We start from the raw sequence: 22,371 nt of genomic DNA, 5'->3' as shown, positions 1-22,371 counted from the left end.
CGGACGGCGAACGGCCGGTCGCGGAGCGTGCTCCGCGACCGGCCGTCGGTCGTCGATCGTCAGGGGCGGCCCATGCCGCGGTACTCCCAGCCGGCCTGCGTCCACAGTGCCGAATCGAGGCAGTTGCGGCCGTCGACCACCTTGCGGCCGGCGGCCAGCTCGCCGAGGGCCACCGGGTCGGCGTTGCGGAAGTCGGCCCACTCGGTGAGTACGCAGACCAGGTCCGCCCCGGTCACGGCCTCGTTGATGCCGGGCTCGTAGACCAGCTCGGGCGCCACGGCGCGCGCCCGCTCCATGCCCTGCGGGTCGTAGACGTGCACGTCGGCGCCGGCCTTGCGCAGCAGTGAGGCGACGGAGAGCGCCGGCGCGTCGCGTACGTCGTCGGTGTTGGGCTTGAAGGTCGCGCCGAGCACGGCCACGCGCGTGCCGGAGAGGTCCGGTCCGGCGGGCCCGGAGCGGCGGCCGAGCAGCTCGGCGGCGAGCTGGACCACCCGGGTCCGGCGGCGCAGGTTGATCAGGTCGACCTCGTGCAGGAAGCGCAGCGCCTCCCCGGCGCCCAGCTCCTGGGCGCGGGCCTGGAACGCGCGGATGTCCTTGGGCAGGCAGGCGCCGCCGAAGCCGAGCCCGGCCTGGAGGAACCGGTTGCCGATGCGCGGGTCGAAGCCGATGGCCCGGGCGAGGTGGGTGACGTCGCCGCCGGAGGCCTCGCAGACCTCGGCCATCGCGTTGATGAAGGAGATCTTGGTGGCGAGGAAGGCGTTCGCGGCGACCTTGACCAGCTCGGCGGTGGCGAAGTCAGTGACCACCAGGGGCACCTCGCGGTCCTCCGTGGCGGCCAGGTCGAAGACGCCCTTGTGGGCGGCGTAGAGCATGCCGTTGGCCCACTCGCTCTTGACGCCGACGACGATCCGGTTGGGCCGCAGCACGTCGTCGACGGCGAAGCCCTCCTGGAGGAACTCCGGGCTCCACGCCACCTCGACGCCCAGGTCGGCCGGGGTGTGCTTGCTGACCAGCTGCTCCACCCACTCGGCGGTGCCGACCGGCACGGTCGACTTGCCGACGATCAGCGCCTTGCGGGTCAGGTGCTGGGCCAGGCTGGTGACCGACGCCTCGACGTACGACAGGTCGGCGCCCATCCCGTCGGCGCGCTGCGGCGTGCCGACGCAGATGAAGTGCACGTCACCGAACTCGGCGACCTCGGCGATGTCCGTGCTGAACCGCAGCCGCCCGGCCGCCAGGTTGCGCTTGAGCAGCTCGTCGAGGCCGGGCTCGTGGATCGGCACCTCGCCGGCGTTGAGCATGGCGATCTTGTCGGTGTCGACGTCGAAGCCGAGGACCTCGTAGCCGAGTTCCGCGTAGCAGATGGCGTAGGTCGCACCGAGATAGCCGGTGCCCAGGAAGGTCACCCGCGGCCGTTGCGCGCCGGAGGGGGGCGTCACCGCGGCGATGGCGGGCATCGGCTGGGTGTTCGGGTACGGGATCGTCACGCCTGTCTTCTCCGCTCGCGCTGGCGTCGCATCGTCGCGTCGCGTTCTGCTGCGGCGCCTGGGCGGGCACCGGAGGGACTCTAACGTCTGCCTGTTCCATCGTCGCCGGGCGGCGTCGGCGCTCCGCCACGTCCAAGGCTACGCGGCGGTAACATGAGCTGAACTCTGTCGCTATCCTTCAGTCTGCGCCGTCGGCGGTCAGGAGACGCTACAGACTGCGCATGATAGCGGTGAAGGGGAGGGGCCGACATGGCCGCAGAGCAGTCGTTCGACGTCTACCGGTTGCCCGAGGAGCACGAGGCGATCCGGGAGGCGGTCCGTGAGGTCTGTGCGGCCAAGGTGGCGCCGCACGCCGCCGAGGCGGACGAGACCGGCGAGTTTCCGAAGGCGTCGTACGACGCGCTGCGGGCCGCCGACTTCCACGCCCCGCACGTCCCCGTCGAGTACGGCGGCGCGGGCGCGGACGCGCTGGCCACAGCCATCGTGATCGAGGAGGTGGCGCGGGCCTGCGCCTCGTCCTCGCTGATCCCGGCGGTCAACAAGCTCGGCACCATGCCGCTGCTGCTGGCCGGCTCCGAGGAGCTCAAGCGGCGCTACCTGACCCCGGTGGCGGCGGGCGAGGCGATGTTCTCGTACTGCCTCTCCGAGCCGGAGGCCGGCAGCGACGCGGCGTCGATGACCACCCGCGCGGTGCGTGACGGCGATCACTGGGTGCTCAACGGCGTGAAGCGCTGGATCACCAACGCGGGGGTGTCGGAGTTCTACACCGTCTTCGCGGTGACCGACGCGTCGGCCCGGTCCCGGGGCATCTCCGCCTTCGTGGTCGAGAAGTCCGACGCCGGGGTCAGCTTCGGCGCCCCGGAGAAGAAGCTCGGCGTCAAGGGCTCGCCGACCCGCGAGGTCTACCTGGACAACGTCCGGATCCCCGCGGACCGCATGATCGGCGCCGAGGGCACCGGCTTCGGCACCGCGATGAAGACCCTGGACCACACCCGGGTCACCATCGCCGCGCAGGCCGTCGGCATCGCCCAGGGCGCGCTCGACTACGCCAAGGGGTACGTCCAGGAGCGCAAGCAGTTCGGCAAGGCGGTCGCCGAGTTCCAGGGCGTCCAGTTCATGCTCGCCGACATGGGCATGAAGCTGGAGGCGGCCCGGCAGCTGACGTACGCGGCGGCCGGCAAGTCCGAGCGGGGCGACGCCGACCTGACCTACTTCGGCGCGGCGGCCAAGTGCTTCGCCTCGGACGCGGCCATGGAGATCACCACCGACGCCGTGCAGCTGCTCGGCGGCTACGGCTACACCCGCGACTACCCGGTCGAGCGGATGATGCGGGACGCCAAGATCACGCAGATCTACGAGGGCACCAACCAGGTGCAGCGCATCGTGATGGCCCGTCAGCTCCTGAAGGGCTGAGCGGGTCGGCGGGCGGGCCGGTCGTCCGGCCCGCCCGTGTCCTCACCGGATCCCGCTCCCCCCGCCGCCCGCCGGCCGACGCGCGTGCGGCCGGAGCGTCACCGGATCTCGGTCGTCGTCTCGTCTTCCGGGCGGTTGCCGGCGCGCGGCGGCGCCGACCAGGGCGAACCCCCGCCGGTGCGGCGCGGCAGCGGCTCCGTCGGCGTCTCGTCCGGGTATCCGAGGCTCGGCGGGGCGGTGTCCCGGTCGGCCGGCTCGGCCGGGGGCCAGTCGGTCAGCGTGAAGTCGTTGCGCTCCGGCCCCTCGGCGGGCGCCGGCGTCGGCTCGACCACCGGTCGAGGCCACCGCCGCCAGCGCTGCCCGCTGAAGGTGGCCACGACCAGCAGCATGCCGATGAGGAAGAGCGTGCCGTTCTCCACCGGCAGGTGCAGCGGCAGGGGGTCGCCGAAGACCTTCCAGCCGGCCGGGATGCGGTCCCGCACCTCGAAGGGCGCGACGAACATCCCCACGTACGGGGCGGCGAGCAGCAGCCCGGCCACGAGCGGGCCGAGCGGTGACGTACGCAGCGTGCCGAGCAGGCCGAGCAGCACCCCGCCGACGGCGAGGTAGACGGCGGGCTCGATGAGATTGGCCGAGTTCGACGTGCCGATCTCGACCCAACGGTCGACGGTGCCCGCCGACCCGTCCTGCCCGAGGGTGACCAGCACCCACGTGACGGGCGCCACCACCAACCCCGCGAGGAAGCTCCAGAGATGTCGCATCCGCGCACCGTACCGTTTTCGACATGACCGAGCACCCCTCCACCGCGCCGGCCGGCAAGCCGACCTCCTACTCCCGGGTCACCCTGAGCCGGATCATGACCGCGGTCGACGTCAACCTCTACGGCACCGTGCACGGCGGGGTGCTGATGAAGTTCATCGACGACGTGGCGGGGGCCGCCGCGGCGCGGCACAGCGGCGGCACGGCGGTCACCGCGGCCATCGACGAGATCGTCTTCACCGAGGCGGTCCGGGTCGGGGACCTGCTGCACGCGCACGCCCAGGTGAACTGGACGGGGCAGACCTCGATGGAGGTCGGGGTCCGGGTGGTGGCCGAGCGGTGGGACTCGGCCGAGGACGAGCCGGTGCGGGTGGCCACGGCGTACCTGGTCTTCGTGGGCGTCGACCTCGGCGGCGCGCCGCGGGCGGTCCGGCCGGTGCTGCCGGAGAGCCCGGAGGACGAGCGCCGGTTCCGGGAGGCGGAGATCCGTCGTGCGCACCGGCTGGCCCGGCGACGCGCCATCCAGGCCCACCGCGCCGGCTGACACGCCAGCGGCCCCGCGCCGGCGGACACGTCGGGTCCCGCGCTGGCGGGCCCGTCGGGACCGCGCCGGCGGACGTGCCAGGCCTCGCTCCGGCCGGCGCGTCAGGGCCGCCGCGCCGGCCTCGGGCGTCAGGACGGGGCCACTTCCCCGCCCGGCCCACACAGGGGCATGGTGGGGCATGTGGGTTCCGCACGTGCGCCGACAGAGGTCGGGTGCGGAGAATGGCGCTCTGAGGTAGGGCAAGATGGCGCCACGGCCCATTTCACAGTGTCGTGCGGGGCCAGGGGAGGGTGGAGCAGTGGGTGACGTGCTGTGGACGCCGCCGGCGGACGTACGCGAGCGGTCCCGGATCGGAAGCTACCTGCGCTGGCTGCGTGAGCACCGGGGGCTGGACTTCGCCGACTACGACGAGCTGTGGCGCTGGTCGGTCACGGACCTGGACGCGTTCTGGCGGTCGGTCTGGGACCACTTCGAGGTGATCGCGCACACCCCGCCGACCGCCACGCTGAGCGGCCGGGGGATGCCCGGGACCAGGTGGTTCCCCGGCGCCACCCTCAACTACGCCGAGAACGTGCTGCGGATGCCGGGCCAGGCCGACGACGACCCGGTGGTCATCGCGCACGGCCAGACCCGGGCGCCGGTCACCCTCACCGCCGCCGAGCTGCGCGAGCAGGTCCGCCGGGTGGCCGCCGGGCTGCGCCGGCTCGGCGTCACCGCCGGCGACCGGGTCGCCGCCTACGCGCCCAACATCCCCGAGACGTACGTGCTGCTGCTCGCCACCAGCAGCCTGGGCGCGATCTTCTCCTCCTGCGCCCCGGAGTTCGGCACCCGCAGCGTCACCGACCGGTGGCAGCAGATCGAGCCGAAGGTCCTCGTCGCCGTGGACGGCTACCGCTACGGCGAGAAGCCGGTCGACCGGCGCGGCGAGGTGGCCGCGATCCGGGTCGCCCTGCCGTCGGTGGAGCACACCGTCAGCATCGCCTACCTCGACCCGGCCGGACCGCCACCCGAGGGTGCGCTGGCCTGGTCCGAGCTGGCCGCCGACACCGACGAGCCGCTGACCTTCACCCCGGTCGCCTTCGACCACCCGCTCTACGTGCTCTACTCCTCCGGCACCACGGGGCTGCCGAAGCCGATCGTGCACGGGCACGGCGGCATCCTGCTGGAGCACCTGAAGATGCTCGCCCTGCACCACGACCTGGGCCCGGCGGACCGGTTCTTCTGGTTCACCACCACCGGCTGGATGATGTGGAACTTCCTGGTCTCCGGGCCGGCGGTGGGCGCGGCGATCGTGCTCTTCGACGGCAACCCCGGCCACCCCGACCTGGGCGGCCTGTGGCGGCTGGCCGGGGAGACCGGCACCACGTACTTCGGCACGTCCGCGCCGTTCCTGCTGGCCTGCCGCAAGGCCGGGCTGGTGCCGAAGGAGACCGCCGACCTCTCCGCGCTGCGCGGGGTCGGCTCGACCGGCGCGCCGCTGCCCGCCGAGGGCTTCACCTGGGTGTACGAGACGGTCGGCGACGACCTCCAGCTCCAGTCGCTCTCCGGCGGCACGGACGTCTGCACCGGATTCGTCGGCGGCGTGCCGCTGCTGGCGGTGCACGCCGGTGAGATCACCTGCCGGGCGCTCGGCGCCAAGGTGGAGGCCCGTTCGGCCGACGGCACCCCGGTCGTCGGCGAGCTGGGCGAGCTGGTGATCACCGAGCCGATGCCGAGCATGCCGGTCGGCTTCTGGAACGACGCGGACGGCACCCGCTACCGGGAGGCGTACTTCGACCTCTACCCGGGCGTCTGGCGGCACGGCGACTGGATCACCATCAACGAGCGGGGCGGCTGCGTGATCACGGGCCGTTCCGACGCCACCCTCAACCGGGGCGGCGTGCGGCTCGGCACCGCCGAGTTCTACTCGGTCGTCGAGGGGCTCGACGAGGTCGTCGACTCGGTGGTCGTGCACCTGGAGGACGACGAGGGCGGCGCCGGCGAGCTGCTGCTGTTCGTGGTGCTCGCCGAGGGGTTGGAGCTGGACGACGCGATGCGGAAGAAGATCTGCCGCGAGCTGCGTACCGCCCTGTCGCCCCGGCACGTCCCGGACGAGATCCACCAGGTGCGGGCCGTCCCGCGCACCCTGTCGGCGAAGAAGCTGGAGGTGCCGGTGAAGAAGATCCTCACGGGCACCCCGGTGGACTCGGCGGCGGCCAGGGGCGCCCTGGCCAACCCGGAGTCCCTCACGGCCTTCGCCACCCTCGCCCAGAACCGCACCCCCCGCCCGTAACCACCCGCCCCCTCGCGCCCCGTCCCCGCCCTGCCCCGCCCCGGCACTGCCCCGCCCTGCGCGTCGATCATGGAGTTGTGGTGGGCGGAGTGTGCTGTCCTGCCCGTTCTGTGGGGCACCGCAACTGCATGATCGACGCGCGAGGGCATGATCGGCGCGCAAGGGCCGGGCCGGGTGGTCAGGGGAGGGGGTGGGTCACTCGTTCCGTGGTGGCGCGGGTGGGGAGGGTGGAGGGGTCGGCGTTGGCGCAGAGGACCGTGGTGGCGTTGGCCGTCAGCGGGGCGAGCAGCCAGTCGACCGGGTCCGGATACGCCCCCGTGTCGATCAGGACCCGGTCGCCGCGGCCGATGCCCCACTGCGCCGCGCGGGCGGTCGCGCGGGCCAGCAGCTCCGCCTCGACCGGGCCACCCTTGGCGTACGGGCTGAAGTGGTCGCCGTGCGCGCGTACCTCCGACACGTAGTCGGCGAAGCCGGGCGGCACCTGGCGCATCGGCAGGGCGAACGGGTCGAGGGCGAGGACGTAGCGCTCGCCCGCCGACCAGGCGTCCGCCTCGGCCATCCGCGTGGCGGCGGCGAAGAGCACGTCCACGTCGCCCGGCGTGTCGGCGACGGTCAGCCCGGCCGACCAGCAGCCGAGCAGCACCGCGGCGGTCTGCCAGTGCGGGGGGAGCAGCACCGCGGCGACGTCGCCGGGGCCCACGGCCACCTCGTCGACGAGCAGGTTGGCCGTCTTGGCCACCCAGTTCGCCAGCGTGGCGCCGGACAGCTCGGTCCGTTCGCCCGTGGCGTCGTCGTACCAGGTCAGCAGCGGTCGGGTCGGGTCGGTCGCGATCGCGTCGGCGAAGACCCGGGCAATGTTGTCGGCCATCGGCGCGAACGATACGCCCCCGGTCGCCGTACTCGATGACAACGACAAGTCGGCGTACGGTCGGGTCGCAGTCAGCGTCGGCGCCAGGCTCCGGCGTAGGCTTGCCGGAGTGTTGTTCCCCACAGGCCCGTCAGTTCAAGGAGTCGCCCCGTGACCGCCGGTCGCCCGCCCCGCGTGCTCATCGACGCCACGAGTGTCCCCGTCGACCGTGGTGGTGTCGGTCGATACGTCGACGGCCTGCTCGGCGCCCTCGGCAAGGTGTGCGGGTTGGGGGTGGAGCTGGCCGTCGTCTGCCTCCGCACCGACCTGGAGCGCTACAGCCGGATGCTGCCCGGTGCGGAGATCATCCCGGCCCCGGCGGCCGTCGCGCACCGCCCCGCCCGGCTCGCCTGGGAGCAGACCGGCCTGCCGCTGCTCGCCCAGCAGGTGGGCGCGCAGGTGCTGCACTCGCCCTTCTACACCTGCCCGCTGCGCGCCGGCTGCCCCGTCACGGTGACCGTGCACGACGCGACGTTCTTCACCGAGCCGGAGCACTACGACAAGTCGCGGCGCACCTTCTTCCGCAGCGCGATCAAGACGTCGCTGCGCCGCGCCAACCGGGTGATCGTGCCGAGCAAGGCCACCCGCGACGAGCTGATCCGGCTGCTCGACGCCGACCCCACCCGGATCGACGTGGCCTACCACGGCGTCGACCACGCGGCCTTCCACGCGCCCAGCGACGAGGAGAAGGCCCGGGTCCGGGCCCGGCTGGGGCTCGGCGGCACCAACTACGTGGCCTTCCTCGGGGCCAAGGAGCCGCGCAAGAACGTGCCGAACCTGATCCGTGGCTGGGCCCGCGCGGTGGCCGACCGGGTGGATCCGCCGGCCCTGGTGATCGCCGGCGGCCAGGGGCACGACGACGACATCGACCGCGCGGTGGCGGAGGTCCCGTCGCACCTGCGGCTGCTCCGTCCCGGCTACCTCCGCTACGCGGACCTGCCCGGCTTCCTCGGCGGGGCACTGGTGGCCGCCTACCCGTCCTACGGGGAGGGTTTCGGCCTGCCGATCCTGGAGGCGATGGCGTGCGCCGCCCCGGTGCTCACCACGCCCCGGCTGTCGCTGCCGGAGGTGGGCGGCGACGCGGTCGCGTACACCAGCGAGGCGCCCGACCAGATCGCCACGGACCTGGCCGCGCTGCTCGACGACGAGCAACGGCGGTTGTCCCTGGCCAAGGCCGGTTTCGACCGGGCCAAGGAGTTCACCTGGGAGTCCAGCGCCGAGGTGCACATCGCCGCCTGGAGCCGGGCCCGGTCCTGACCGCCGCGGCCGGCGGCGCGAGAATGCGTCCCCGGTCAGGCGAATCGGGCATGATGTGCGGGTGATCTACGCCGTCATTCCGGCGGGTGGCAGTGGCACGAGGTTGTGGCCGCTGTCCCGCGCCGGCCACCCCAAGTTCCTCCACCCGCTGACCGGCTCCGCCGCCTCGCTGCTCCAGGCGACGGTGGACCGGCTGGGCCCGCTGACCACCGCCGAACGCACCCTGGTGGTCACCGGGACCGCGCACGTGGCGGCGGTCGCGCGTCAGCTCGCCGGGCTGCCGGAGGAGAACATCCTGGTCGAGCCGTCGCCCCGGGACTCGTGCGCGGCGATCGCCCTGGCCGCCGCGGTCATCGCGCGGCGCGACCCGGAGGCGGTGATGGGCTCTTTCGCCGCGGACCATTTGATCGGTGACCCGGAGCGCTGGCGGGAGGTCGTCCGGGAGGCGGTACGCGGCGCCGAGCAGGGCCTGCTGATGACAGTCGGCATCACCCCGACCCGGGCCGAGACCGGCTACGGCTACCTCCAGACCGGTGACCCGGTCGACGGGGGCCCGCTGCGGCCGGTGGCGGAGTTCAAGGAGAAGCCGAGCGCCGAGGTGGCCGAGGCGTACCTGCGTTCCGGGCGGCACCTCTGGAACGCCAGCATGTTCGTCTGGCGGGTCGACGTGTTCCTCGCCGAGTTGGCCCGCCAGCAGCCCGCCCTGCACGCCGGGATCGCCGCGATCGCCGAGGCGTGGGGCACCGAGGAGCAGGACGACGTGCTCGGCACGGTCTGGCCGACGCTGCCGAAGATCTCCGTCGACTACGCGGTGATGGAGGGCGCGGCGACGGCCGGCCGGGTGGCGACCGTGCCCGGCGACTTCGGCTGGAACGACGTCGGTGACTTCCACACCCTGGGCGAGGTGCTGCCCGCCGACGCGGACGGCAACGTGGTGCTCGGCGCCGACGCCAAGCCGGGGGTGCTGCTGCGCGACAGCTCCGGACTGGTGGTGGTGCCCTACTCCGGGCGGCTGGTGGCCGCCGTCGGCGTGCACGACCTGGTCGTCGTCGACACCCCGGACGCGCTGCTGGTCTGTCCCCGCGACCGGGCGCAGGACGTCAAGAAGGTCGTCGACGAGCTCAAGGAACGGGGCGAAGAGGGGCTCGTCTGAGCGTCGCCAGGGCCGGGGCGACCAGGTGCGCCGTCCCGCCGGCCAGCGGCTCCGGCAGCCGGTCCGGCGGGAACCAGCCCAGCGCCTCGGACTCCTCGCTGACCCGCTCCACCGCGCCGGGCGGGGCGAGCACGGCGAAGCGTACGTCGTGGTGCAGCGAGCCGCCCTGGCAGCTCACCGGGTGGATGTCGACGTCGATCGGGACGGGGTCGATCCGCAGGCCGGCGATGCCGGACTCCTCGCCGGCCTCGCGCAGGGCGGCAGCGGCGAGGGTCCGGTCGGCGGGCTCGCAGTGCCCGCCGAGCTGCACCCACCGCCGGAACTTGCCGTGCAGGCAGAGCAGCACCCGTGACCCGGTGGCGTCGAGCACCAGCGCGCTCGCAGTGACGTGCCCGGGCCGGTGCGCCCGGCTCATCGCCACCGGCCCGGCGGCCAGCAGCGCCACCGTGCGTTCGCGGGCCTCGGCGGCGGCCGGCCCGGTCGGCTCCCACCTGCTCAGCGTCGCGACGGCGTCGGCGTGCAGGGCCGCGTACACCTCGACGTCCGACGGCGTCCGGGAGGCGGCGGTGGGGGAGTCGGCCATGTCGACACTGTACGAGCCGACGCTTCGTACCCTGACCCGGTGACCCTGCGACTGTTGGAGTTCGTCGTGGCCGGCAACGAGGCAAGCGACCTGCTGCCGGTGCGCTCCGTGCCGCTGCTGCGGGCGCACGGTGCCCGGCGCGGCTTCTGGACGGTGCTGGACGAGGGGCCGGTGGAGCACTGCCTGGCCCTGCTGCTGGAGCTGGACGACGGCCGCTGGGTCGCCCACCACGTGGCCGCCGACGCCGGGGCGGAGAACGGCCGCACGGAGGACGGCGAGGCGCTCGCCCACCACGACGGCTGGGTGTACGTCTTCGGCTCCCACTTCGGCTCGAAGGCGGGGCCGCTGCGCCCGCGACGCGCCTTCGTGGCCCGGTTCCGCGAGGACGACGCGGCGGCAGGTCCCCTGCCGGTGCAGGTGGTCCGCAACCGGTTCCGGCTGCACCGGGCGGTCAACGACGCCCTGCTGAAGGCGGCGTTCACCCCGCTGCCGCCGGGCGAGCGGGTGCGGGCGCGGTTCATCGGGGAGACCGTCGCCCGGGGCACCGCCCGGTCGAAGGGCTGGGTCAGCCGGCTCGTCCCCGACGACCTGCCGCTCAACGTCGAGGCGGCGGCCTTCACGCCGGCCGGCGGTGTCCTGCTCGGACTGCGGTTCCCGGTCACCTCCGACGGTGAGCCGATCCTGGTCGAGCTGACCGGTGTGCCGGGCATGTTCGACCCCGCGCCGAGCTGGCCGCAGGCGGCGGGGGCGTACGTCCTGACCGGGGTGACGCCGCCCGGCGCGCTGGCCGGCTTCCGGGCGATCACGCCCACGGACGACGGCGGCTACGCGGCGATCGTCGGGTCGATCGACGCGCTGGGCAAGGGCTCGGTGCTGCTCGACGACCACCCCACCGGCGGCGACGTCACCTCCCGGCACGTCCGGTTTCCCCCGCCCGGCGACGGGCACCTGGTCCCCGGCGAGCTGGTGGCCGACCTGGCGCCGTTCCACCACGTGGAGGGAGTGGCCGAGTGGGGCGGGCAGAGCTTCTACGTCACCGACGAGGACCATCGGGTGGCGCTCTGGGTCGACTGACCTGCGGTGGACCGGCGGCCGGACGACACCTCCGCGGAACATGGCCGCAGACCCTCGTGGTGCCGCCCGGTCGCCGGTCTCTCCCCGTCCCCCGGGTGCCCGGTTCCGGGCGCGTCGGGTGACGTGCCCGCCCCCGTGTGCGGGCAGTGAGAGCATGCCGAACGGTCCCCGGAGGCGTCGAGGTCTTTCAGCCCACGCTTAAAGACGGAGATAACTGCCGGCCAGGTACAGTGCAAACGGTTGCCAGGCATCCCCTCTGCCGGGCGACGCGGGAGCCGTCCATGCTGAAGATCTACTTTTCCGCCGAGGACATCCTCCGGACCCGGGTGGCTCCGGCGGCGGATCCGGTGTGGGAGCTGGTTCTCAGCCTGCACCTGCTGCCCGGCCGTGGCCGGGAACCGCTGCTGTCGGGCTGGCGACACAGTGTGACCCGCGGGCTGCGTGAGGACAGCGGCTCGGCGGGGCTGCGGCTCCTGCTGTCACTCAACCCGCCCCGCGGCTACTTCCCAGACTTTCTCACCCCGTACGACAGCGTGTCGGGGTTCGACGCCGGCATGGAGGCGGTCCGCAGCACCCCCGTGGCGGTGCTGCAACGCGACCTGGCGCTGCTCGCCGCCGGTGGCGCCCCGTCGGCCGGCGCCGGGGCGCTGGCCCGGGGGGAGCCGGACACGCTGCTCGGCCTGACGGGCGCGATGGAGCGGTACCGCGGCCTGGCCATCGACCCGTACTGGCCGCGGATCCAGGCGGCGGTGGAGGCCGACCGCACCCGGCGGGCCCGGGCGCTGCTCGACGGCGGGGTGGAAGGGCTGCTGGCCAGCCTCCGGCCCGCCATGCGCTGGGAGTCGGGGGTGCTGGAGATCCGCGACTACCCACACAGCCGGGAGCTGCATCTGGGCGGGCGCGGGCTGCTGCTGGTGCCGTCGTTCTTCTGCGCGGCCACGCCGGTCGCCCTGCTCGATCCGGCGCTGCCCCCGGTCCTTGTCTACCCGGTGGACCGGCTCGGCGGCCTGCTGCCGGCCCCCGGCGAGGGCGGCGGCCCCGGCGCGTCGGATCCCGGGCGGGAGGCCCTGGCCGCGCTGCTCGGTCGTACCCGGGCGGCCGTGCTGGCGGCCAGCGACGACGGCTGCACCACCGGCGAGGTGGCCCGCCGGCTGAACATCTCGGCCGCCGCCGCGAGCCAGCACACCACCGTGCTGCGCAACGCCGGCCTCCTGGTCAGCCAGCGCGACCGCAACACCGTCCTGCACACCCTGACCCCGTTGGGGCGGGCGATGCTCAACTCCTGAGCGCGCCAGCGCCCGCCCGGGTGGCGTCACAGCCGGGTCGCGCGCCGACGGCTGGTGGTGGGACCGCGCGGCGCGACAGCCCGGGTGGCGGCACCGGCTGCCTGCCGGGTGGCGTCAGAGGGCCAGTGCGGCGCTGGCGGTGGTGCCCGGGGGCGGGGGGAGCAGCAGGGAGGTGACGCCCTCGGCCGCCAGGGCGGTGCGGAGGCGTTGCAGGTCGGCGCCGAAGCGGACCAGGTCGGCCGGGTCGGCCGGGGTGGCCGCGGAACCGAGCACCAGCGTCGTCGCCTCCGCCGGCCAGCCGGGCACCCGGGAGGTCAGCCCGGCGCGGGCCTCCTCGTCGGCGACCAGGCTGAAGACCGTGCCGGGCGCGACCACGCCCGCGACGGTGCCGATCGCCCGGCGTACGGCCGCCGGGTCGGGCGGGGTCGGGTTGGGGCCGTCCGGCAGGGTGGCGGCGGCGGCCAGCCCGGCGGCCTTCGCCTCGGCGGTGCCCAGCGAGAAGAGGTCCATCGACGCGTCCCGGATCAGCGCCGACGCGCCGTCGCCGTCGTCCGGCCGGAGCGTGGTGGGGTAGCCGCGCACCACCGCGACCGGCATCTGGTCGCACTTGCCCTTGATCAGCTCGCCCGCGCCGGCCAGCTCGTCCACCACCGCCATCTGGGTGAGCTGGAGCTCGTTGCCGTACGGGTCGACCTCTCCCCGGTGGTCGCGGATCGCGTCCATCCCGGCGACGCCGAGCGCCACGTCGGTGAGCCCGTTGCGCCAGGGCCGGCCCATCGTGTCGCTGACGATCACCGCGACGTCCACGCCGTGGCGTTCGCGCAGTGCGGCCCGCAGCGCCCGGGCCGAGGCGTCCGGGTCCTCGGGGAGCAGCACCAGCCGGGTCTTGTCGACGTTCGAGGCGTCGATGCCGGCCGACGCCATCACGAAGCCGTGGTGGGTCTGCACGATCCGGGTCGCGCCCCGGGTGGCCACCACCCGCGCCGTCTCGGCGTCCAGCACCTCGTCCCGCGCGGCGAGCCGCTCGGGCCCGTCCGCCGGGACGTCGACGAGGCGCCCCTCCGCCTTCGAGACGATCTTGCTGGTGACCACCAGCACGTCGCCGTCGCGCAGCCAGGGCGCGGCGGTGGCGATCAGGGCCGCCAGGTCGTCGCCCTCGGACACGTGGCCGATGCCCGGCACCGGCAGGATCTCAAGCCTCACGTCAGCTCCAGCGCGGCGCGGACCATGGCCGCCGTCGCCGCCTCGTCGGTCATCCGCAGCGGTGCCGCGCGGACCGTCACCTCCGGCACCACCGTGCCGGCGTCCTCCTCGGCGACCAGCCAGCCGTCGAGCAGCCCGCCGGCCGACCGGCCGCCGTAGAGCCGGCCCACGCCGGCCGCGCTGCACTCCACCCCCAGCACCGCCAGGCAGCGGTCGGCCATGCCGCGCACCGGCGCGCCGCCGATGATCGGCGACACGCCGACCACCGGTGCGGGACCGTCGGCGACCGCCTCGCGCAGCCCGGGCACGGCCAGGACCGGGGCGACGCTCACCACCGGGTTGCTCGGCGCGATCAGCACCACGTCGGCCCCGGCGATCGCCTCCACCACGCCGGGCGCCGGCCTGGCGGCCTCCGCGCCGACGAAGACGAACCGGTGGGTGGGGACGTCGCCGCGGTGGCGCACCCACCACTCCTGGAAGTGGATCGCCCGCTGGCCGCCGTCGAGCTCCACCACCACGTGCGTCTCCAGCCGGTCGTCGGTCGCCGGCAGCACGCGTACGCCGGGCTGCCAGCGGGCGGCGAGCGCCTCGGTGACCGCGTGCAGCGGATAGCCGGCGTTGACCATCGTGGTCCGCACCAGGTGGGTGGCGATGTCCTTGTCGCCGAGCCCGAACCAGGTCGGCTCGGCGCCGTACGCGGCCAGTTCCTGCTTGACCGTCCAGCTCTCGCCGACGCGCCCCCAGCCCCGCTCGGGGTCGGCGCCGCCACCCAGCGTGTACATCACGCTGTCCAGGTCGGGGCAGACCTTGAGCCCGTGCAGGAGTAGATCGTCACCGACGTTGACCACGGCGGTCACCTCGGCGCCGACCTCGCGGGCGTACGCCCGTACGCCGACCAGGAAACGAGCGCCCCCGATGCCACCCGTCAGAACCACGATGCGCATGCCGCCCATCCTCGCGTACGGGCCGCCTCCGGTCCGCCCGTGGGCCGGGAGACTAGGCTCACGTCGGCAACTGTCCGCATTCGCCCCGAGGGGGATCCCGTGACCAGCCCCGCCGAGCCCGCGTCCACCGACGCGACGCAGGCCAGCCAACTGACCAAGCCGCTGCGTGAACTCGCCGCGTTCGTGCTCCTCGGCGCGAACGCCGTGTTCCTCTTCGTCGGCCTGATCCGGCTGGTGACGCCGACCGACTACACCACGTTCGGCGGTCGGGCGGGCAGCGCCTTCTTCGCCTTCGTCGGCGTGGAGTCGGTGTTCCTGCCGCTGCTGGCCGTGCTGCTCGCCACGCACGTGAAGCCCCCGGTGCCGAAGGCGAAGCTGATCACCCAGGTCGCCCTGGGTGAGTACGCCGTCAGCGCGCTCTTCGGCGGGCTGACCTTCCTCTTCTGGACGGTCAACCGGCTGGCCGAGGGCGAGATCCTCGACGCCTTCCTGGGCCTGCTGAGCCGCGTGGCGTGGCTGGCGCTGTTCGCCGTCGCCGCGTACGTCGTGTTCAAGGTCTGGCGCACCCTCTACCACGTGCCGAAGCCGAAGCCGCAGCCCGGCGTGTACGGTCAGCCGCAGCCCGGCTGGCCCCAGCAGCAGGGCGGCTACCCCGTCCCGGGCCAGCAGGTCCCCGGCCAGCAGGTTCCGGGTCAGCAGGGTCCCGGCCAGCAGGGCGGCTGGCAGGCGCCGGGCCCCTACGGCGCCCCGTACGGTCAGCAGCCCGCGCCGTACGCCGGCGGCCCGCAGCCGGGCTCGCCGTTCGCCCCGGCGCCGCAGTCGGCGCCCCCGGCGGCTCCCGCCCCGCACTCCGCGCCCCCGTTCGGCCAGCCGCAGGGCGCCCCGCCGTTCGGTCAGCCGCCCTCGGCCGACCCCACCCAGGCGATCCCGCGCCAGTCCGCCGAGCCGGCGGAGCCCACCCAGGCGATTCCGCGTCCCGCCGCCGACGAGACCGACCGCACCCAGCACATCAACCCCGGCGACAGCCCCGACGCCCCGCGCTGATCGCGACCCTGCCCCACCCGAGCGCCCCGCACGGCACCCGTGCGGGGCGCTCCCCGTCCCACCCCCGTCCCCTCGTCGCGCCCGTCGTCGCGGGGGATCAAGAGGTCCTGGGGCACAGAAGGTGCTCCGCAGGACGAAAACCTCTTGATCACCGCGACGACCGGCGGGGTGCGCTTCTTCACGCCGGTCAGGTTCGCGGGACGGGGCGGATGAGCGCTTAGGCTGGGCGGATGGTTGATCGCACCGTGCCCGGCCCGACCGACGCGAGCGTGCGGCGGGCACTGCACCGGGCCGCGAGCGGGCGGGCGCTCGACGTCGACGAGGCCGCCGCGCTGCTGGCCGCCCGGGGCGGGGCGCTGGACGAGCTGCTCGACGTGGCGGGCGCCGTCCGCGACGCCGGCCTGCGCGAGGCCGGGCGGCCGGGCGTGGTCACGTACTCGAAGAAGGTCTTCATCCCCCTCACCCGGCTGTGCCGCGACCGGTGCCACTACTGCACCTTCGCGACCGTGCCGCACCGGCTGCCGGCGGCCTTCCTCGACCGGGACGAGGTCCTCGCCATCGCCCGGGCGGGCGCGGCCCAGGGCTGCAAGGAGGCCCTGTTCACGCTCGGTGACCGGCCGGAGGAACGCTGGCCGGCGGCCCGGCAGTGGCTGGACGAGCGCGGCTACGACTCCACGCTCGACTACCTGCGCGCCTGCGCGGTGGCGGTGCTGGAGGAGACCGGGCTGCTGCCGCACCTCAACCCGGGCGTGCTCTCCTGGTCGGAGTTGCAGCGGCTCAAGCCCGTCGCGCCCAGCATGGGGATGATGCTGGAGACCACGGCGACGCGGCTGTGGTCGGAGCCGGGCGGCCCGCACTTCGGCTCGCCGGACAAGGAGCCGGCGGTCCGGCTGCGGGTGCTCGACGACGCGGGCCGGGTCGGCGTGCCGTTCACCACCGGCATCCTGATCGGCATCGGCGAGACCCCTGCCGAGCGGGTCGACGCGATCTTCGCGATCCGCCGGGCGCACCGCGAGTACGGCCACCTCCAGGAGGTGATCGTGCAGAACTTCCGCGCGAAGCCGGACACGGCGATGCGTGGCATGCCGGACGCGGAGCTGCACGACCTGGCCGCCACGGTGGCGGTGGCCCGGGTGCTGCTCGGGCCGAAGGCCCGGATCCAGGCCCCGCCGAACCTCATCGCGGGCGAGTACGCCCTGCTGCTGCGCGCCGGCATCGACGACTGGGGCGGGGTCTCCCCGCTGACCCCGGACCACGTCAACCCGGAGCGCCCCTGGCCGCAGATCGACGAGCTGGCCCGGCACACGGAGAAGGCCGGCTTCACCCTGCGCGAGCGGCTGACGATCTACCCCGAGTACGTGCGGGCCGGCGACCCGTGGCTCGACCCGCGCCTGCTGCCGCACGTCGGCGCGCTGGCCGACCCGGCGACGGGGCTGGCCGTCGAGGAGGCCCGACCGGTGGGCCGCCCCTGGCAGGAGCCCGACGAGACGTACGGCGGCCGGACCGACCTGCACGCCACCATCGACACCACCGGGCGGACCGGCGACCGGCGCGGCGACTTCGACCACGTCTACGGCGACTGGTCGGAGGTGGCCGGCAAGGTCACCGCCGGGGGCGGGGCGGGGACCGACCGCGACCTGCGGGCGGGGCTGGGGCTGGCGGCCGACGACCCGGCCGCGCTGCTGGAGCCGCGGCACGCCGACGCGGCGCTGGCGCTGTTCGCCGCCGACGGGCCGGCGCTGGACGAGCTGTGCCGGCTGGCCGACGACGTCCGCCGGGCGGCGGTCGGCGACGACGTGACGTACGTGGTCAACCGCAACATCAACTTCAGTAACGTCTGCTACGTCGGCTGCCGGTTCTGCGCCTTCGCGCAGCGGGAGCGCGACGCCGACGCGTACCGGCTCTCGGTGGACCAGGTCGCCGACCGGGCCGAGGAGGCGTGGGCGGCCGGCGCCAGCGAGGTCTGCCTCCAGGGCGGGATCGACCCGAAGCTGCCGGTGACCGTCTACGCCGACCTGGTGCGGGCGATCAAGGCGCGGGTGCCGGGGATGCACGTGCACGCGTTCTCGCCGATGGAGATCGTCACCGCCGCCGCCAAGGCGGGCGTGTCGGTGCGGGAGTGGCTGACCGGGCTCCGCGAGGCCGGGCTGGACACCATCCCGGGCACCGCCGCGGAGATCCTCGACGACGACGTGCGCTGGGTGCTCACCAAGGGCAAACTGCCGGCCGCCGCCTGGGTCGACGTGGTCGGCACGGCCCACGAGCTGGGCATCCGGTCCAGCTCCACCATGATGTACGGCCACGTGGACCACCCGGCGCAGTGGCTCGCGCACTTCCGGGTGCTGGCCGGGTTGCAGGACCGTACGGGCGGGTTCACCGAGTTCGTGGCGCTGCCGTTCGTGCACACGAACGCGCCGATCTACCTGGCCGGCATCGCCCGCCCCGGGCCGACGTGGCGGGAGAACCGGGTGGTGCACGCGATGGCCCGGCTGCTGCTGCACGGCCGGATCGACAACATCCAGTGCTCGTGGGTGAAGCTCGGTGACGAGGGCACGGCGGCGATGCTCCGGGGCGGCTGCAACGACCTGGGCGGCACGCTGATGGAGGAGACGATCTCCCGGATGGCCGGTTCCGGCAACGGCTCGGCGCGCACGGAGGAGCAGTTGATCGCGATCGCGACGGCCGCCGGACGACCGGCCCGCAAACGCACGACCGCGTACGGCAGCCCTCGTCCCTAGCATCGACGGGTGACCTGACCGTCCACAACAGACGCCGTGCTGCACGCCGCCGGCCGGGCCGGGCGCGTCGGCCGCGTCCGTACCGCCTGGTGGGACGAGCAGCGGCCGGTCCTCAGGATTTCTGTCGCAAGTGGAGGGACGACCGGATTCGTCCGGCTCAGCAGCGTGTCGGCGGCCCGTCACGATCCGGGGGACGCGGTCGCACCGCCGCGCTCCGTCCACATCGTGGGCGGAGCGCGGCCGGCGCTTCCGGCTCGACGGGCGGTCCGCGCCAACTCGGGTTAACCTGTGCCCCACCAAGATCAACGGATCGTGGTGGGTGACTTCCGAGGGTCCTCATCGGCCTTCCCCGTCGGGTCGGCGGGGAGGCGCCACGGGAGAAAACTCGGGCAACTCGCCGGAGAGGGCGTTACTCGGCCGGGGTCTGAATCGATAGGGCAGGTTGCGAGGCCGGGTGGTCGGGTGGCCGTCCGGAGTGTTGTCGGGAGGGCGACTCCATTATCAAGTTCGGCTTGACGGCGCACGCATTACACGCGTGTAATTTGAATGGGGTTGTTCGCGCGGAACGCAACAAATCGGGACCGTACGGACAAGCACGCCTTCCGTGTGGGGGGTTGCAGCGGCGATGACGCCGGTGCGCGACAAGGAGGCATCTGATGGACGGCCAGCTTGAGGTGGCCGACCTGCTCGGAAACGCGCCGGAGTGGCAGGAGCGGGCGCTTTGCTCCCAGACCGATCCGGAGGCGTTCTTTCCCGAGAAGGGCGGCTCGACCCGCGAGGCGAAGCGGATCTGCTCGCGCTGCGAGGTGAAGACGGAATGCCTCGAATACGCTCTCGGCCACGACGAGCGATTCGGGATCTGGGGTGGGCTCTCGGAGCGGGAGCGGCGCAAGCTCAAGCGGCGGGTCGCCTGAGCGTTGCCGGGCCGGGGCGGTGGGGGCCGCCCGGCTCAGGCCAACTCGTCGGGGTCCACCCCGAGCAGATTGGCCACCTGTTCGATGATCACGTCGTGCACGAGATCCGCGAGGTCCTCGCGGTCCATCGCACGGAACTCCAACGGCCGGCGGTAGAGCACGATCCGCGGGGCCACCTCCTGCCGGCCGGGGCGACCCGGCAGCAGCCGGGCGAGCGGCACCTCGCCGTCCTCCAGCACGTCGGAGTCGTAGACGTTGAGGTCCGGCGGAACGTCCTCCACCGCGAACTCGACCCCGGCCAGCTCCTTGGCGAACCGCCGTTCGAGGGTCTCGACCGTGTCCAGCACCAGGTCGTCGAAGATCTCCGCCTTCGTGCGCGCCAACGGCACCGTCGCCGGCACCAGCCGCCCGCGCAGGCCGCGCCCGTGCCGGTCGCGGTGGGCGCGCCGGCCGGGGCCGGGGCGGCGGTGTTCCGGGCTCGTCATGAGGAAAGATTAGCGCCCGCACCGACCTGGCCTGCGGCAGCGCCATTGACGCGGCGCGGCGCGGTCGGCATCTGCGCGAGGTGCTCGCCCGCCAGGGCAGCCGGCCGGTGAGCAACCGGCCGAATTGTGATCACTGTGACGGGCGTGTCGCAACGCGAAGCAGTGCGCCGGACCCGGTAATGGAGATACCCTGCCGCCGTGAGGTCACCACGGCGCTGCTCCCGTAACGGCTGCCCCCGGCAAGCGGTCGCCACGCTGACCTATGTCTACAACGAGTCGACAGCGGTGGTCGGCCCCCTGGCGGCATTCGCCGAGCCGCACACGTACGACCTCTGTGAACCGCACGCCCGGAGCCTGACGGCACCGCGTGGTTGGGACGTCGTCCGGCACGAGGGCGAGTTCGAGCCCCCGCCGCCCACCACCGACGATCTGGTCGCCCTGGCCGAGGCCGTCCGCGAGGCCGCCCGCCCGGTGGCCCCGCGCCCGCCCGAGGACGACCACACCACCAACTCGACTCCCCAGACGGGCCGCCGGGGCCACCTGCGCGTCATCCCCCCGAACCACTGACCCGCCGCTCCGGCGGAGGTCGCGGCGGGAGTCACGGCGCCGGGGAGAGAAGTCGGCGCGGCAGCCGCTCGGCCTTGACCAGCCTCGGCCTCGCCGGAGGCCGCCCGGGTCCTCCTGTCCTGGACCGGCCCGATCTCGCAGAAGTCCGCACGGACTCGGCAGCTTGCCGGGCCGAGGTGCGGGCCCGATGGTCACGCCGGGCACTGTCGAGCTGAATCGCCTACGACATCACGGCACCGTCGCACGGTGGGGTTGGTGATCGAGGCGGTGTCGGGCTGTGCCGGGGACCGAGTCGTCTGCGACATCAGTTCGACAGCGCGGGCGAGGTGGGTCGGGCACGGCCGGCGCGCGGCCCTTCGGAGGTGCGACCCGCTCGTTCCGGTGCCGGGCCCGACGCTGCGGCGGAGGCATGTCCAGGGCCTTTTCCGGGCGGTCGTCGGCCACCTCGGGCGCGCGAAACAGATCCCACCGCGACACGCCGGCAGCGTGACGACAAGGGCACTCAGCGTGGCTACCGTGCGCCCCAGTGTGATCGCGGGCGCGGGAGGTCGGATGGTGAACGAGGCACTGCGGGTGGCGATGGCCGAGAAGGGGGAGACCGCCGAGTCGCTGGCGGAGAAGGTGGGTGTCGACCCGAAGACGGCGGGACGGTGGCTCGCGGCGGGCCGGATCCCGCACCCCAGGACCCGGCTCGCCGTCGCCGAGGTCCTCGGGCGCGACGCCGCCGAGCTGTGGCCCGAGCCGTTCCGCCGCCGCGACCTGCCGTGGTTCCGGCCGTGGGCCGAGCTGGAGCAGGACGCCGTCACGATCAGGTCGTACCAGCCGCTGCTCGTGCCGGGCCTGCTCCAGACTGAGGGGTACGCCCGCGCGGTGCTGGCGACCGGCGGCCTGCTGCCGGTGGCCGAGGTGGACGAGATCGTGGGCGGCCGGCTGGCCCGGCAGGCGATCCTGGCCCGGGACGCCCCGCCCCAGCTTGTCGCCGTGATCGACGAGGTGGTGCTGCGCCGGCGGGTGGGGGACGAGGCGGTGATGGCCGGGCAGTTGGCCCACCTGCTGGCGGTCGCCGCGCAGGAGCACGTGCAGGTCCGGGTGATTCCCGCCGAGGCGCCGTGGCACACCGGCCTCGCCGGGCCGTTCGTGCTGATCCGGCTGCCCGACGGCGCCGAGACGGCCTATCTGGACAACCAGCTGCGCGGTCAGGTCGTGACCGAGAGTGCCGACATTGCTAGCCTGGGCGCGAGATGGGAGAGCGTCGCCGGCGAGGCGCTGCCGCGACGCCAGTCGATCGAGCTGATCGGGGAAGTGGCGACGACATGGACATGACCGACGCCCGCTGGCGCACCGCGACCCGCAGCAGCAACAACGGCGGCGACTGCGTCGAGGTGGCCGACAACCTGCCCGGTCGGGTGCTCGTGCGCGACAGCAAGGACCGCGCGGGGGGCATGCTCACCTTCGCGCCGGACGCCTGGCGGGCGTTCGTCGCGTCGGCCGGCAGTCACGGGCGCGCCGGCTGATCGGGCGGGGCGGTCGGCGCGGCCCACGGGGTCGGCACCGGCGCCTCAGGCGTACGCCTGCCCACGTCGCGTGAGGCGGACGGACGCCGCGGTGGCGAGACCGGCCGGTCGCCGCGACGATCCGCATCGCTCCCGCGACGATCAGCATCACTCCCGCGACGATCCGCACCACTCCCGGCGGCGAGCGGAATGTGGTCGCGCCTTCGCCCTTCGCGCACGCCGACCCG

General features: G+C 74.0%; 20 protein-coding genes. 13 read left to right on the top strand and 7 right to left on the bottom strand.

Annotated elements, in window-relative coordinates:
• Window positions 1-59: 59 nt before the first annotated feature.
• A complete protein-coding gene (locus DER29_RS06525) occupies window positions 60-1,487 on the bottom strand; it encodes a UDP-glucose/GDP-mannose dehydrogenase family protein (protein WP_121396506.1) in 1,428 nt (475 codons plus the stop codon).
• Between the two features lie 249 nt (window positions 1,488-1,736).
• Here DER29_RS06525 and DER29_RS06520 point away from each other — a divergent pair, with 249 nt between their 5' ends.
• The gene (locus tag DER29_RS06520; protein WP_121396505.1) at window positions 1,737-2,900 is read left to right on the top strand and encodes an acyl-CoA dehydrogenase family protein; all 1,164 of its coding nucleotides are present in this window, start codon (window positions 1,737-1,739) and stop codon (window positions 2,898-2,900) included.
• Window positions 2,901-2,998: 98 nt separating this feature from the next.
• On the opposite strand, the gene DER29_RS06515 is transcribed toward DER29_RS06520, so the two are convergent.
• The gene (locus tag DER29_RS06515) at window positions 2,999-3,661 is read right to left on the bottom strand and encodes a hypothetical protein (protein WP_121396504.1); all 663 of its coding nucleotides are present in this window, start codon (window positions 3,659-3,661) and stop codon (window positions 2,999-3,001) included.
• Between the two features lie 23 nt (window positions 3,662-3,684).
• Here DER29_RS06515 and DER29_RS06510 point away from each other — a divergent pair, with 23 nt between their 5' ends.
• Complete coding sequence (locus DER29_RS06510) at window positions 3,685-4,203, top strand: acyl-CoA thioesterase (RefSeq protein WP_121396503.1); 519 nt, start codon at window positions 3,685-3,687, stop codon at window positions 4,201-4,203.
• Window positions 4,204-4,501: 298 nt separating this feature from the next.
• Complete coding sequence (locus DER29_RS06505) at window positions 4,502-6,475, top strand: acetoacetate--CoA ligase (protein ID WP_121396502.1); 1,974 nt, start codon at window positions 4,502-4,504, stop codon at window positions 6,473-6,475.
• Window positions 6,476-6,653: 178 nt separating this feature from the next.
• Here DER29_RS06505 and DER29_RS06500 read toward each other — a convergent pair whose 3' ends face one another.
• Window positions 6,654-7,343, bottom strand: a complete 690-nt coding sequence (locus tag DER29_RS06500) for a TIGR03089 family protein (protein WP_121396501.1) — start codon at window positions 7,341-7,343, stop codon at window positions 6,654-6,656.
• Between the two features lie 150 nt (window positions 7,344-7,493).
• On the opposite strand from DER29_RS06500, the gene DER29_RS06495 reads away from it, so the two are divergent.
• Together DER29_RS06495 and DER29_RS06490 are read left to right on the top strand one after the other, a co-directional pair.
• Entirely contained in the window at window positions 7,494-8,639 is a 1,146-nt protein-coding gene (locus DER29_RS06495; protein ID WP_121396500.1) for a glycosyltransferase family 1 protein, read from the top strand.
• Window positions 8,640-8,700: 61 nt separating this feature from the next.
• Window positions 8,701-9,792: a mannose-1-phosphate guanylyltransferase gene (locus DER29_RS06490; RefSeq protein ID WP_121399052.1), complete on the top strand. Its 1,092-nt coding sequence runs from the start codon at window positions 8,701-8,703 to the stop codon at window positions 9,790-9,792.
• Here the strand turns inward: DER29_RS06490 and DER29_RS06485 are convergent.
• Window positions 9,761-10,375: an NUDIX hydrolase gene (locus DER29_RS06485; protein WP_121396499.1), complete on the bottom strand. Its 615-nt coding sequence runs from the start codon at window positions 10,373-10,375 to the stop codon at window positions 9,761-9,763. The two genes, DER29_RS06490 and DER29_RS06485, sit on opposite strands and share 32 nt — an antisense overlap.
• Window positions 10,376-10,414: 39 nt before the next feature.
• Between DER29_RS06485 and DER29_RS06480 the strand changes: the two genes are divergently transcribed.
• Together DER29_RS06480 and DER29_RS06475 are read left to right on the top strand one after the other, a co-directional pair.
• Window positions 10,415-11,449, top strand: coding sequence for a hypothetical protein (locus DER29_RS06480; RefSeq protein ID WP_121396498.1), 1,035 nt, complete (start codon window positions 10,415-10,417; stop codon window positions 11,447-11,449).
• Window positions 11,450-11,730: 281 nt separating this feature from the next.
• Window positions 11,731-12,735, top strand: a complete 1,005-nt coding sequence (locus DER29_RS06475; RefSeq protein WP_121396497.1) for a helix-turn-helix transcriptional regulator — start codon at window positions 11,731-11,733, stop codon at window positions 12,733-12,735.
• A gap of 114 nt (window positions 12,736-12,849) precedes the next feature.
• On the opposite strand, the gene DER29_RS06470 is transcribed toward DER29_RS06475, so the two are convergent.
• Window positions 12,850-13,938 carry a coenzyme F420-0:L-glutamate ligase gene (locus DER29_RS06470; RefSeq protein ID WP_121396496.1) on the bottom strand — a complete coding sequence of 363 codons (1,089 nt, stop codon included), beginning with the start codon at window positions 13,936-13,938 and terminating at the stop codon, window positions 12,850-12,852.
• A complete protein-coding gene (cofD, locus tag DER29_RS06465) occupies window positions 13,935-14,882 on the bottom strand; it encodes a 2-phospho-L-lactate transferase (RefSeq protein ID WP_121396495.1) in 948 nt (315 codons plus the stop codon). The genes DER29_RS06470 and cofD overlap by 4 nt, the downstream gene beginning before the upstream one ends.
• Window positions 14,883-14,981: 99 nt before the next feature.
• Between cofD and DER29_RS06460 the strand changes: the two genes are divergently transcribed.
• The 3 genes from DER29_RS06460 to DER29_RS06450 all read left to right on the top strand — a co-directional run bounded on the left by DER29_RS06460 (window position 14,982) and on the right by DER29_RS06450 (window position 19,578).
• On the top strand, window positions 14,982-15,926 hold the full coding sequence (locus DER29_RS06460; RefSeq protein WP_121396494.1) for a hypothetical protein: 945 nt from the start codon (window positions 14,982-14,984) through the stop codon (window positions 15,924-15,926).
• 230 nt (window positions 15,927-16,156) lie between these two features.
• Window positions 16,157-18,664 (top strand): bifunctional FO biosynthesis protein CofGH, encoded by a 2,508-nt coding sequence (locus DER29_RS06455; RefSeq protein ID WP_121396493.1) that lies wholly within the window; start codon window positions 16,157-16,159, stop codon window positions 18,662-18,664.
• Between the two features lie 656 nt (window positions 18,665-19,320).
• On the top strand, window positions 19,321-19,578 hold the full coding sequence (locus tag DER29_RS06450) for a WhiB family transcriptional regulator (RefSeq protein WP_088980572.1): 258 nt from the start codon (window positions 19,321-19,323) through the stop codon (window positions 19,576-19,578).
• Window positions 19,579-19,613: 35 nt separating this feature from the next.
• On the opposite strand, the gene DER29_RS06445 is transcribed toward DER29_RS06450, so the two are convergent.
• Window positions 19,614-20,063: a metallopeptidase family protein gene (locus tag DER29_RS06445; protein ID WP_121396492.1), complete on the bottom strand. Its 450-nt coding sequence runs from the start codon at window positions 20,061-20,063 to the stop codon at window positions 19,614-19,616.
• 198 nt (window positions 20,064-20,261) lie between these two features.
• On the opposite strand from DER29_RS06445, the gene DER29_RS06440 reads away from it, so the two are divergent.
• The 3 genes from DER29_RS06440 (at window position 20,262) to DER29_RS06430 (ending at window position 22,144) form a co-directional block, all read left to right on the top strand.
• Window positions 20,262-20,630, top strand: coding sequence for a DUF3499 domain-containing protein (locus DER29_RS06440; protein ID WP_121396491.1), 369 nt, complete (start codon window positions 20,262-20,264; stop codon window positions 20,628-20,630).
• A 555-nt stretch (window positions 20,631-21,185) separates the two neighbouring features.
• Window positions 21,186-21,953: a helix-turn-helix transcriptional regulator gene (locus tag DER29_RS06435; protein ID WP_121399051.1), complete on the top strand. Its 768-nt coding sequence runs from the start codon at window positions 21,186-21,188 to the stop codon at window positions 21,951-21,953.
• Window positions 21,944-22,144, top strand: coding sequence for a DUF397 domain-containing protein (locus tag DER29_RS06430; protein ID WP_121396490.1), 201 nt, complete (start codon window positions 21,944-21,946; stop codon window positions 22,142-22,144). The genes DER29_RS06435 and DER29_RS06430 overlap by 10 nt, the downstream gene beginning before the upstream one ends.
• The last annotated feature ends 227 nt before the right edge of the window (window positions 22,145-22,371 follow it).

The sequence above is a fragment of the Micromonospora sp. M71_S20 genome (assembly GCF_003664255.1).
GTDB lineage: Bacteria > Actinomycetota > Actinomycetes > Mycobacteriales > Micromonosporaceae > Micromonospora.
This window is presented reverse-complemented; position numbering and strand designations above follow the sequence as displayed.